General features: G+C 35.6%; 13 protein-coding genes. 10 read left to right on the top strand and 3 right to left on the bottom strand.

Translation table 11 applies throughout. The features are described from left to right. Window positions 1–36: 36 nt before the first annotated feature. The 3 genes from EES38_RS17785 to rfaD all read right to left on the bottom strand — a co-directional run bounded on the left by EES38_RS17785 (window position 37) and on the right by rfaD (window position 3490). On the bottom strand, window positions 37–1161 hold the full coding sequence (locus EES38_RS17785; RefSeq protein ID WP_124938573.1) for a glycosyltransferase family 4 protein: 1125 nt from the start codon (window positions 1159–1161) through the stop codon (window positions 37–39). 121 nt (window positions 1162–1282) lie between these two features. Beyond that, a complete protein-coding gene (locus tag EES38_RS17780; RefSeq protein ID WP_124938572.1) occupies window positions 1283–2449 on the bottom strand; it encodes a nucleotide sugar dehydrogenase in 1167 nt (388 codons plus the stop codon). 99 nt (window positions 2450–2548) lie between these two features. Next, window positions 2549–3490 (bottom strand): ADP-glyceromanno-heptose 6-epimerase, encoded by a 942-nt coding sequence (gene rfaD, locus EES38_RS17775; protein ID WP_124938571.1) that lies wholly within the window; start codon window positions 3488–3490, stop codon window positions 2549–2551. A 250-nt stretch (window positions 3491–3740) separates the two neighbouring features. Here rfaD and rfbB point away from each other — a divergent pair, with 250 nt between their 5' ends. From rfbB to EES38_RS17725, 10 genes are read left to right on the top strand one after another with little or no spacing between them, the layout of a single operon-like run. Further along, on the top strand, window positions 3741–4805 hold the full coding sequence (gene rfbB / locus EES38_RS17770) for a dTDP-glucose 4,6-dehydratase (protein WP_124938570.1): 1065 nt from the start codon (window positions 3741–3743) through the stop codon (window positions 4803–4805). A gap of 1 nt (window position 4806) precedes the next feature. Beyond that, on the top strand, window positions 4807–5694 hold the full coding sequence (gene rfbA, locus EES38_RS17765; RefSeq protein ID WP_124938569.1) for a glucose-1-phosphate thymidylyltransferase RfbA: 888 nt from the start codon (window positions 4807–4809) through the stop codon (window positions 5692–5694). A 4-nt stretch (window positions 5695–5698) separates the two neighbouring features. Further along, window positions 5699–6577 (top strand): dTDP-4-dehydrorhamnose reductase, encoded by an 879-nt coding sequence (rfbD, locus tag EES38_RS17760; protein ID WP_124938568.1) that lies wholly within the window; start codon window positions 5699–5701, stop codon window positions 6575–6577. Window positions 6578–6590: 13 nt separating this feature from the next. Then, the gene (gene rfbC, locus EES38_RS17755; protein ID WP_124938567.1) at window positions 6591–7148 is read left to right on the top strand and encodes a dTDP-4-dehydrorhamnose 3,5-epimerase; all 558 of its coding nucleotides are present in this window, start codon (window positions 6591–6593) and stop codon (window positions 7146–7148) included. A 22-nt stretch (window positions 7149–7170) separates the two neighbouring features. After that, window positions 7171–7938: an ABC transporter permease gene (locus EES38_RS17750; RefSeq protein ID WP_124938566.1), complete on the top strand. Its 768-nt coding sequence runs from the start codon at window positions 7171–7173 to the stop codon at window positions 7936–7938. Next, window positions 7935–8966, top strand: a complete 1032-nt coding sequence (locus tag EES38_RS17745; RefSeq protein ID WP_124938565.1) for an ABC transporter ATP-binding protein — start codon at window positions 7935–7937, stop codon at window positions 8964–8966. Before EES38_RS17750 ends, EES38_RS17745 begins: the two co-directional genes overlap by 4 nt. A 15-nt stretch (window positions 8967–8981) precedes the next feature. Next, window positions 8982–9995: a class I SAM-dependent methyltransferase gene (locus EES38_RS17740; RefSeq protein ID WP_124938564.1), complete on the top strand. Its 1014-nt coding sequence runs from the start codon at window positions 8982–8984 to the stop codon at window positions 9993–9995. Beyond that, the gene (locus EES38_RS17735; RefSeq protein WP_124938563.1) at window positions 9995–10882 is read left to right on the top strand and encodes a glycosyltransferase; all 888 of its coding nucleotides are present in this window, start codon (window positions 9995–9997) and stop codon (window positions 10880–10882) included. The genes EES38_RS17740 and EES38_RS17735 overlap by 1 nt, the downstream gene beginning before the upstream one ends. Further along, a complete protein-coding gene (locus EES38_RS17730) occupies window positions 10879–11610 on the top strand; it encodes a hypothetical protein (protein ID WP_124938562.1) in 732 nt (243 codons plus the stop codon). Before EES38_RS17735 ends, EES38_RS17730 begins: the two co-directional genes overlap by 4 nt. Continuing rightward, complete coding sequence (locus EES38_RS17725) at window positions 11607–12770, top strand: hypothetical protein (RefSeq protein WP_124938561.1); 1164 nt, start codon at window positions 11607–11609, stop codon at window positions 12768–12770. Before EES38_RS17730 ends, EES38_RS17725 begins: the two co-directional genes overlap by 4 nt. Window positions 12771–12780 lie beyond the last annotated feature (10 nt).

Here is a 12780-nt window from a genome sequence, read left to right as displayed (position 1 = left end):
TGTGGTACTCATCTTTATGAATATAGAAGAAAAAAGTTAGTTTTTTGTACTATTCGCATAATATTTCAGTAGTTTTGTTATGTGAGTCGTTACGGAAAACTCCTCCTCAGCTCTTTTTCTAGCAGATGAACCTAATTGTGTTGCTAATTCGGTATCCTGCAAAATTGAAATGAGCTTAGAGGCGATATCTGAAGGAACGGTTGGGTCAAAATGTAGTCCAGAGGTGTCGATAATTTCAGGTAGAGCTCCAGTATTGGATGCAGCGATAGGACGTCCAGCTGACATGGCTTCAATAGCTGTTAATCCAAATGCTTCATTTGCGTATGGAAGACACACCACATCCATTATTGAATAAAGAGCGTGAACGTCATTACTAAAACCTGTAAAAATAACGTGTTGTTGCAGTGAACGTTGAGCGATTTCTTTTTGCACACTGTCTAAATAGTCTAAATCAGCACCTTGCTCTTCGTTTAAACCGCCTACGATTAGAAGTCGGGTATTCGGGATTCTGTCATGAACAACCTGAAATGCTTTGATCAACTCGAGATGGCCTTTCCCTGGAGATATACGACCAACAATACCTATTACTCTCTTATCTAGAGGGACATTGTATATTGTCTTTATGTCGCTGAGATATTGCTTGGATTGAATAAGGTCTGGAATAGGAGTGCCAAGCCAGAGCCGTTCTACCTTTTCTTTTGGTACGGGTAAAGCCTCAATATTTCGCTTATAGGTTTCATTACTGATTGATAGTACCTGTTCAATATGATGGTAAACCCAACGATGGTAGATATCTTTTTTGGGTCTTTTTACACCCATGTGCTCGGTGAAAATAACGCGAACTGTTGGAACAAAGCTCTTGAGTAATGCGGCGATTAACAGGTCACCAGACTTGTGACAGTGAATGATATTCACTCTTTTCTTTTTAATCCATTTGATTAGCGCCGGCAACTGTCGACTGATTAGTCTTCCCTTACTTTTTGTATTAAAAGTCTCAAAACCAGCATCACACATTCCAGTGTGAGTAGGAGTACCTTCAATAGCTAATCCTAAAACACTACAATTTTGCTCTTGCAGCCATTTTCCTGTGCGGATGGGATACATTTCTAATCCCCCCCAACCTTTCGAGAGGCATATATGAAGTACAACGAATTTAGACACGATTTATACGCACTGTGATCCTGTGAGTTTTGTCCCTATATACTACCGTTGTTATTGGCAAATAAGAAGAAGGAGCCTAATGGCTCCTTCTGTATAGTGTGTTGTTATGACGCGAGATGTATTAGTCAGAGCCAAACAGATCTCGTGTATACACCTTATCTGCTACATCCGACAGAATGTCTGACATACGGTTTGAAACGATTACGTCAGAAATCGATTTGAATTCTTCCAAGTCTCTTATCACTCTTGAGTTGAAGAAGAGATCTTCTTTCAGTACTGGTTCATAAACTACGACTTCAATACCTTTTGCTTTTAATCGCTTCATGATCCCCTGAATCGAAGATGCGCGGAAGTTATCTGAACCAGCTTTCATTATGAGGCGATAAATACCAACCGTCTTAGGTTGTTTTTTCAAAATACTTTCAGCAACAAAATCCTTTCTTGTTCTATTCGCATCAACAATTGCAGCAATAATGTTATTCGGTACTTGATCGTAGTTAGCCAAAAGTTGCTTAGTATCTTTAGGTAAACAATAGCCACCATAACCGAATGATGGGTTATTGTAGTGACCACCAATACGAGGATCCAGACAAACGCCCTGAATGATTTGTTTTGAATTCAAGCCATACGCCTCTGCATAGGAGTCAAGTTCATTAAAATACGCAACGCGCATGGCAAGATAAGTGTTTGAGAACAGTTTTACCGCTTCAGCTTCGGTAGAGTTCGTGAAGAGAACTTCAATATCTTTTTTCTGTGCACCTTCGACAAGTAGGTTGGCAAACGTTTCAGCTCGTTCACTTTGTTCGCCGACAATAATACGAGATGGATAAAGGTTATCGTAGAGCGCTTTACCTTCACGAAGAAACTCCGGTGAAAAGATTAAATTTTCACATCCAAGCTCTTCTTTTAGGGTCTGAGTATACCCTACAGGAATGGTTGACTTGATGATCATCACTGCATTGGGATTAATCGCCATTACATCCTTGATAACCGCTTCAACAGAAGACGTATTAAAGTAGTTTGTATGTGGGTCATAATCGGTAGGTGTTGCAATGATGACAAACTCCGCATCCACATAAGCTTCTTCTTTATCTAAAGTCGCTTTAAAATCGAGGTTTTTTTCATTTAAAAACTGTTCGATTTCTTTATCAACAATAGGGGACTTCTTATTATTAAGCATGTTGACTTTCTCTTCGATTAGATCAAGTGCAACAACTTTATTGTGCTGAGCTAAAAGCATCGCATTGGATAGACCGACGTAACCTGTCCCTGCTACCGCAATCTTCATATCTACCTCACTACCAACTGTAATCATGATTATTAAAAATAAGACACTCCTAGTATGAGTGTCTTACGAGATAAGAAAAGTAGAAAATGTGACGAAACGCTATTTATTTATAATGTGTAAATATTCTGAGACACCTTGTGCAACAGTTTTGAACTCAATATCACATCCTGCGGCTCGTAACTTGGTTAAATCGGCTTGGGTAAACTCTTGATATGCGCCCTTTAAATGCTCAGGGAATGGAATCGTTTCAATTTGTCCTTTCCCGTGGTGAGTAATTACAGCTTTGGCCACTTCTTCAAAAGACTCTGCGTTTCCTGTTCCACAGTTAAAAATACCAGACACTCCGTTGTCTAAGAACCACAGATTGACCTGACAAACATCACCGACATAAACAAAGTCGCGAATAAAGTGTTCACTGCCTTCAAACAACTTAGGGTTTTCACCTGCATTCATTTGATTATTGAGGTGGAAAGCCACTGAGGCCATTGAGCCTTTGTGATTCTCTCGAGGACCATAAACATTGAAGTAACGAAATCCAGTAATTTGGGACAGTTTTTCATTATGCTCGTCGGCATCTTGCCATAGACGTCTTACATAGTTATCGAACTGCTGCTTGGAGTAGCCGTAGACATTTAATGCCCCTTCAAACTCTGGCTCTTCCACGAATGTTTTTGTGTCGCCGTAAGTCGCTGCTGAGGAAGCGTAAAGAAATGGAATTTCTCGATCTAAACAGTAATGCAGCAATTCTTTTGAATACTCATAGTTATTGAGCATCATATATTTGCCATCCCACTCTGTCGTTGCTGAGCAAGCACCTTCGTGAAATACCGCTTCAATTGGACCGAAATCGTCACCAGCCATAATTTGAGTCAGAAAGTCATCGCGATCCATATAATCAGCGATTTGAAGATCGACAAGGTTTTTAAATTTTCGGCCATTTTTTAAGTGGTCGACGACTAAAATGTCCTGAATTCCGCGTTCATTAAGAGCTTTTACGATGTTGCTGCCAATCATGCCAGCACCGCCAGTTACGATGATCATAATGGTTATTCCGTAATCTGTTTGAAAATATGGTTTATATTATAGCCATTTACCCTTGATCTGTAATCACAAAATATGGGTTAAGAAAAGGTTAACCTCGCGTCTTGAAATCGTTTGAGGTAGTATTTTCGATAAATTTGCTCAAGCTACTACAATTTGTAAGCTAATTCGTAATTTAGATGCGTAACCTAAGGGCGGTAGCGTTCATGCTGAGTATGAATTTAAGCCAGAAACAGAAGGAAGTAAATCGATGAAAATACTGGTGACAGGCGGAGCGGGCTTTATTGGTTCGGCAGTAGTTAGGCATATTATTGAAAATACAAATGATTCAGTAGTCAATGTTGATAAGCTTACCTACGCAGGTAACCTGGAGTCACTAGACTCGATCTCTGGTAATGAAAGATACGCGTTTGAGCCAGTTGATATTTGTGATCGCTCTGAATTAGATCGCGTATTCAATCAGCACAAGCCTGACTTAGTGATGCATCTGGCTGCTGAAAGTCACGTTGACCGTTCAATTGATGGTCCAAAAGATTTTATCGAAACCAATATCATTGGTACTTACACGATATTAGAGTCCGCAAGAGCGTATTGGACTGCTCTTGAGGAAAAAGAACAAATGCAGTTTCGCTTCCATCATATCTCGACAGACGAGGTATACGGTGATTTAGAAGGTACAGATGATCTCTTTACCGAAACAACCCCTTATTCTCCTTCAAGTCCATACTCGGCATCTAAAGCTTCAAGTGATCACCTAGTGCGAGCTTGGACACGTACGTTCGGACTGCCAACCATTGTGACCAATTGCTCAAACAATTACGGTCCATTTCACTTCCCGGAAAAACTCATTCCGTTGATGATATTAAATGCATTGGATGGAAAGCCATTACCGGTTTATGGTGATGGAATGCAAATTCGTGATTGGTTATTTGTAGAAGATCACGCACGAGCTTTATATAAAGTGGTTACTGAAGGCGTTGTTGGTGAAACCTACAATATTGGCGGTCATAACGAAAAAGCTAATATTGAGGTAGTGAAAACAATCTGTAGCTTATTGGAAGAGTTAGTTCCCAATAAACCTGCAGGAGTAAGTGAATATAAAGACTTGATCACTTATGTCAAAGATCGTCCTGGGCACGATGTTCGTTATGCTATTGATGCGAGCAAGATAGCGACTGAGTTAGGATGGAAACCGGAAGAAACCTTTGAAAGTGGTATTCGCAAAACAGTCGAATGGTACTTGAGCAACAAGAAATGGTGGAGTCGAGTACTAGATGGTTCTTATTCTCGTGAACGTTTAGGTGCTGGAGAATGACATGAAAGGGATTATTTTAGCTGGGGGATCGGGAACGCGCTTGTACCCTTTAACTCGGGGGATATCGAAACAGCTTGTTCCTATCTACAACAAGCCAATGATCTATTATCCGTTATCTACACTGATGCTCGCGGGTATCAAAGATGTATTAATCATAACGACGCCTGATGATAACAGTGCATTTCAACGGTTGCTTGGTGATGGCTCAATGTTCGGTATTAACATTGAGTACGCGATACAACCCAGTCCAGATGGCTTGGCGCAGGCTTTTCTGATTGGAGAAGAGTTTATTGGTGACGATTCTGTTTGTCTGGTTTTAGGCGATAATATTTTTTATGGTCAGCATTTTACCGGTCTATTAAAAAGTGCAGCCTCAAGAGAGGTTGGCGCAACAGTGTTTGGCTATCAGGTTAAAGATCCAGAGCGCTTTGGTGTTGTCGAGTTTGATGAGCAGATGCGGGCTATATCAATAGAGGAAAAGCCAGAGGTTCCAAAATCGAACTATGCCGTAACCGGATTATATTTTTATGATAATCGTGTCGTTGAGTTCGCTAAACAAGTGAAACCATCTGTTCGTGGTGAGTTAGAGATTACCACACTCAATGAAATGTACCTCTGTGATGGATCTCTGAATGTTGAGCTCTTTGGGCGAGGATTTGCTTGGCTAGATACAGGCACTCACGAAAGCCTTCATGAGGCATCATCTTTTGTTCAAACCGTTGAGCATGTCCAAGGTCTTAAAGTGGCTTGTCTAGAAGAAATATCATGGCGTAGTGGTTGGCTAAGTGATGAAGATGTATTAGAGCTCGCTAAGCCAATGATGAAAAACGACTATGGCCAGTATTTAGTGAGACTCATTACTGAATCACAAAGTAGAAAAGGTTTGTAATCGGATGAAAGTACTAATTACAGGCAGCAATGGCCAGGTTGGACACTGTCTCGTAGAGCAAGCCTTAGCCAAAGAAATTGACGTATTAGCTTTGGATCGTAAAACGTTAGATATATCAGACCAAGAGCTAGTTATGTCTAAAGTTATGTCATTTAGGCCCGATATTATCATCAACGCTGCTGCGTATACTGCAGTTGATAAAGCGGAAGATGAGGATAGCTTAGCATACGCTATTAACCGTGATGGTCCAAAGTATCTTGCTCAAGCCGCAGCATCCGTAGATGCGGCGATTTTGCATATATCTACTGATTATGTTTTTTCTGGCGATGCTGGAGGAATATATCAGGAGTCTGATAGTACCGAGCCTCAGGGGGTTTACGGGGCAAGTAAGCTAGCCGGTGAAGTAGCGGTAGCTGAGAATTGTAAACGCCATATTATTATGCGTACGGCATGGGTTTTTGGTGAGCACGGTAACAACTTTGTGAAAACGATGCTTAGGCTCGGATCTCAAAGAGATTCGTTAGGTATCGTTGCTGATCAATTTGGCGGACCAACCTATGCAGGTGATATCGCTGCGACACTTATCACTGTGGCAGAAAAAATAGTATCGGGTGAAGCTGTAGAGTTTGGCGTGTATCACTATTCAGGGCTTCCTCATGTGAGCTGGTTTGATTTTGCGAGCAAGATTTTTGAGGTTGCATGTGAAAAGGGGCTGTTAGAGACCATCCCTAAACTATCTCCAATCACGACCGATATGTATCCAACGCCGGCAAAACGCCCTGCCAACTCACGTCTTTCAACTAGCAAAATCGAAGAACAATTTAAAGTTAGAGCGAGTGATTGGCTAGAAGCACTAAATAACCTAGATAAATACTGTAGTTAAAAGGTTAACTATCATGAAAGTTATAGATACTAAAATTCCAGAAGTTAAGATTATAGAGCCGGCAGTTTTTGGTGACGAGCGTGGTTTTTTTATGGAAACCTGGCAGCAGAAAAAATTTGAAGAATTAGTAACTGGGAAGCCAACAACATTTGTTCAGGATAACCACTCAAAGTCTAAGAAAGGGATTTTACGTGGATTACATTATCAAACTGAAAATACGCAGGGCAAACTCGTTCGGGTCGTTTCTGGTGAGGTATTCGATGTCGCAGTAGATATACGTCAAAATTCGCCAACTTTCGGACTATGGGTCGGGGTTTACCTCTCCGCAGAAAATAAGCGCCAGCTTTGGGTACCAGAAGGATTTGCACACGGCTTTTATGTGACGTCTGATGAAGCGGAGTTTGTTTATAAATGTACTGACTATTACAACCCGAAGGCAGAGCACTCGATTTTATGGAATGATATTAGTATTAGTATTGAATGGCCTCTATGTAAAAACGAAGAAGTTTATTTATCTAAGAAAGATAAGGATGGTATGGATCTAGCAAACATAGAACCTCTATCAATTTAAATTATTTAAAAGAAATTTATATATGAAATTTATGCATACGATTAACTTGATTTTAGTTAAAGCTAGTTTGAATCTCAAATCTGAAGCATCGGTTAATTACTTAAGTTATACTTGGTGGGTAATAGAGCCTTTAATGCATATGAGTGTTTATTATCTAGTTTTTGCGTTTTTTTTGCAAAGGGGTGATGAAAATTATGTCGTATTCCTTCTTACCGGGCTCATACCTTGGCTTTGGTTCTCAAAAACTGTGAACCACGCAATGGGGAGTATTATTCAAGGACGTTTTCTTATGAATCAATTGTTTATACATAAGATATTTTTTCCTATGACTTTCATCATTCAAGATGCTTTGAAACAAATAATAGTATTTTTAATTTTAGTTTTATTCCTTATTGCGTATGGAATTGATATTAATACTGAATGGATATATTTATTGCTAATAATAGCTATACAATTTATTTTTACTACAGCATGTTCTCTTTTGGCTGCATTGATTACCCCCTTTATTAGAGATATGTCTTATATTATTCCAACGACTTTACAGTTTTTAATGTTCACATCTGGAATATTTTTTAATTACAAAGATATTCCAGTTCAATATCAGAGTTATCTTTTTTTTAACCCAATAGCCGTGCTTTTGGCGTGTTACAGAGATGTGTTGTTAGATAATAATATTGCACATCTATATGAGCTGATTTCAGTAGGCGGTGTGGGTGTATTATTAATATTAGTATCAATTGTATTGTATCGAAAACTAGAATATAAACTGCCAAGAGTTGTTTTGGAATGATTGAAGAAAAAATCTTAGAGATAAAAAACGTTGGAGTTGATTATAGAGAAAAAAAATCTTTATTCAAAATAAATAAATATTCAGCGTTAAAAAATGTGTCCTTTGATATTTATAAAGGCGAAAATTTAGGAATCATAGGACGAAATGGAGCAGGAAAGTCAACGTTGCTTAGATTACTCGCTGGCATTATAAAACCTGATAATGGAGAAATAGTATATCACACAAAAAGTATCTCATTAATGTCATTATCTGCTGGTTTTGATCCTAATCTATCAGGCAGACAAAATGCTATTATAAGTGGTATGCTAATAGGGTATAGTAAGCAATTCATATTAAGTAAAATTGAACAAATAAAAGAATTTTCAGAATTAAATGATTTTTTCGAAAAAAATGTCAAATCTTATTCTTCGGGTATGAGAGCTAGATTAGGATTTTCAATATCTATGTATGCCAGTCCTGACATTTTATTAATTGATGAGGTTTTAGGTGTTGGAGATATAGGTTTTAAAGATAAAGCGGAAAGAGAAATTAAGAAGAAAATATCATCCCAAATGACTATTGTTATTGTTACTCATTCTGAACGGCAGTTAGAAAAAGTAGTAGATAGAGTCGTCTGGATAAACAATGGTATCGTTCGTAAAGATGGTAGGAAGTCCAAAGTTTTATCTGAATATAATATGGAAATTAAACTTAATATGTTCCAGTTAACTATGGAGAAGTTTGAAATAATAGATGGTTTTATTTTAAATGTAGAAAAAATTACTATAGAAAACGGTAAAATAAATTTATCGATTATTATTATAAATGAAACAAGTAATGTTTTTGATAATTTATGTATTAATAATAAGAGTTTAGATGGTCCAATGAAGACTCCTGGATATGCTGAAAAATACCCCAAAAGTATAAATTCATCTGCAGCTAGATATTCCTGCAAAGGAATTGAGTGGGACCGAGATATAATATTATCAGCAGATTTTTCAAAAAATAAATCTTTTCGTATTGCAGAGTTTATAATTAGGGAACGATAAAATAAAAGGTAAGTTATGATTAATTTAAATGATGAAAAAGTTAGATATAAAGATATTAAAGACTTACTCAAAAAAAATCTTATTGAAGATTATGAGATTTTTGATAATGCTCAAATGAGTTTACAGCTAGCCTCAATGGTAAATTATAAGAGCATTCTGTTTCCTTTATTAAAAGCTATCACCCAGAAAGGAATTGTCGAAATTGGTGGATATCAAGGTAATCATTTGAGAGAGCTTGATACATTATGTTCAGACTTAGATGTCACATTACACTCTGTAGATCCTGCTTATCAGGAATTCGATGATAGTGATTTTGTTAAAGTAGAGTTTTTTAAGAAGACATCTATTGAGTATTTAAAAGAAAACAAAGATTCGTTACAAGATGTTTTTATTATTGATGGTGACCATAATTATGAAACAGTGATTGATGAGTTAGATGTGCTCTTTTCATCACCGAATCCTAAAATTATCATTATGCATGACACTTCTTGGCCATGTAATTATGTAGATACATTTTATAGTATCAATGATATGAAGAACAAAAAGGAAGTTGATATATCTTATATGAATTTAAGTAAGGATAGAAATGAGATTGATATGCCATTTTTTTGGCCAATTCATTATGACGTAAAATCATTCCATAATGATAGTTCATCTTGTAAAAGTGGTGTTTATAAAGCTGTGAAAGATACTATAAATGACGATTGGTCTTACTTAAATATAGCGTCATTGTTTGGCTTGACAATTATATATAAAAATGAATTAAATAAAAATGAATCGTTTTCAGATATAATTAAACATTTTAGTTTTTTTAAGCCATTTTTAGATCTACTTGAATTAAATAGATTAATGTTAATATCACAAACTCATAAACAAGGAATTATTTGGGAGCAGGATCAAGAAGAAATTAAGAATTTGTTAACACAAACTCATAAGCAAGGAATCATTTGGGAAAAAGATCAGAAAGAAATAAAAAGGCTAACTGATCTCCTTAATAGTAAAAATAAAAATCATGAGAATAAGTACTAATGAATAAAGTTTCTATTATTACTAGAACAAAAAATAGACCAATACTTCTACCAAGAGTTTTAGAGTCACTTGAAAATCAGAAGTATAAGAACTTTCAGTGGGTTTTGGTGAATGATGCTGGCATTAGGGAGCCAGTAGATCAAATAGCAGAATTGGCAAGAACTAAAGGTATTGATGTCGCTGTTATTCATCGAGAAAAATCTGTAGGTATGGAAGCTGCGTCAAACAATGGTATTGAACATGCTAAAGGAGACTATATTCTTATTCATGATGATGATGATAGTTTATATCCCGAGTTCCTAGATATTACTACCAAATACTTAGATTCTAATAATGATCAAGTTGGTGTTGTAGTTCAGTCAACGATGGTCATTGAGAAAATATCTGAAAAAGGTGTTCAAATCCTTCATAAAAGACCTTATAACAATGGGCTATTAAACCTTTGTATGTCTGATTTACTCATGCATAATCAATTTCCTCCTATTTCTTTTTTATTTCGAAAATCAGTATATGATGAAGTAGGTGGGTTTAATGAAGATTTACCAGTATTAGGTGATTGGGACTTCCATCTTAGATGTTTATTAAACGGAAACATTGGCGTAATTCCGATGGAATTAGCATACTATCATCATAGAGAAGATAAAAATAATAGCGTGTATTCTAATTCTGTTGTGGGTTCAATAGATAAGCATGCTCATTATGAAGCAATTTTTAGAAATAATTTATTAAGAGAAGATATTATTAATAATCAAATCGGATTAGGAGTTCTTCTTACCTTAGGCCGACAATTCCAGAGCATTCATCATAGATTTGGAGTGGTAGATATGTTGATTGGAAAGGCTAAGGCAGTTATTATTAAACTTAGATTAGGTAGGTTTATCAAATGAAGTGTTATGATGCATACTTCAGGGATAAGACATACGATATTTATTCTGTCGATATTTTTGATACATTACTACTTAGAAAATATCAATGTGAATACTATAGGTTTCTAGAAATTTCAAAGATTTTCAAAAGAAAATTAAATATTAAAAAGTGTGTGAATTCAATTTGGCTTGCGCGAATTGAAGCTGCTCGAATTGCATATTATACATTTGGTAATGACCAAGAGAAAGAACCAAATATAACATACATATATAAATTAATGTTTGATATTCTAGATGTGAATTATGATGATGATTTTTTACATAGTGCTTTAGAATTAGAGTTAAGCTACGAGTCTTCAGTATTAAGCCCTAATTCAAATTTAGTTAGTTTTTTGAGTGATAGAAAAAAGAATGGTAGTTCAGTTATTGGAATTTCTGATATGTACCTCACTTCAGATAGTATATCAAGACTAATTAGTAATATTCTTAGTGGATTTCAGCTAGACTATCTTTTTTCTAGCGCTGATTTGAACAAAAGTAAGAGAAAAGGTTCATTATTTCCTTACGTTATTGATAGACTCGGTATTGAAGATAAAAAAGTGATTCATTGTGGAGATAATTACCATTCGGATTACAGTATGCCAATTAAATTCGGTATTATAGGTATTTACACACCGCGTTCTAGATTATGGCAAGCTGCAAATAAATTGAGTAATTATAGAGTTATGAAAAGATTGGGTGTTTTATGATAGAACAGTATGCTTATCTATTTAAAATATATAACTCTTTTTTATATGCTACACTAAAAAGTAAAAATATCGATAATATACTATTTTTAGCAAGAGGTGGTATAAGATTACGAGCTGTTTTCTCTAAAACACATTCGGATTATCTTTTATCCGTCAAATCAAATGTTTGCTATACAAGTCGATTAGCTGCGATTAAAGCATGTTCTTATGTCGCACCTGATATTACATCATACGATTTAGCAAAAGAATACTATGGAATGAGTTTATATAGTATGCTTCAGTGTTTCTTAGGAAGTCATTCTTTTGGCGAGTATAAAGCTTGTACTAGTACAGATAAATTAGAGAGACTCCATAATACTCAGGTCTGTTATTCGAGTGTTAATGATCTATTGTCAATCGAGGATGGCGATCTTTTTTTAAGGGAGTATGTTTTTAATCAATATAATCTATTTTTTTCATATTGGAAGCAATTAGTAGATAAAAAAGATAAAATTGCATTAGTTGATACTGGCTGGTCTGGAAGTATTGTTTTTTATTTAAAAGTACTGTTCCCTAACTATAATATAAATGCATTTTTTGTTGGCAAAAGTACGTACGGAGGTCCTGAGTTTAACTTCCATAAATTTGTACATGGAATAATGTTCGATTCTTATCAAGAAAATATAAGTCAAGGATTTTCATATATAATCGAGAATAGACATATCATTGAAATGTTATGCGAACCTGAGCATCCAAGTACTGAGACATATATTAAAGTTGAAGGCCTAATTACCCCTGAATGTGGCTTTATCGACGATTCTAATGTGTTGGGTGATATATCTTCTATATTTTATCAAGTATATAATAAGATTGATGATATAGATGATGAGTTATCAACTTTATATCTTGGAAAATTAAGAAAACAAATATTGTGGCCTTCAAAAAATGAACTTTTCAATTATTTAAGTATATCTCGTAGTGCGGATTTTGGAAAAGACTTGAAAGTAAATATGATATTAGATAAAGAAATAAACTTGAAAGGAAAATATATTAATATAAAAAGATCATTATGGAAACAAGGACAAATTGTTCAGGAGTTTGGAATGTTGGGTAGATTTTATTTACGTTTTAAATACAATCTGAAAAAAAGAATTTTCGCGGTTATCAATATTATCTTATAACTTGTTAGTG

The organism is Vibrio viridaestus, assembly GCF_003856525.1.
Classification (GTDB): Bacteria; Pseudomonadota; Gammaproteobacteria; order Enterobacterales; family Vibrionaceae; genus Vibrio; species Vibrio viridaestus.
Note: the sequence above shows the minus strand (reverse complement) of the source record. Positions and strands in the feature narration are given on the sequence as shown.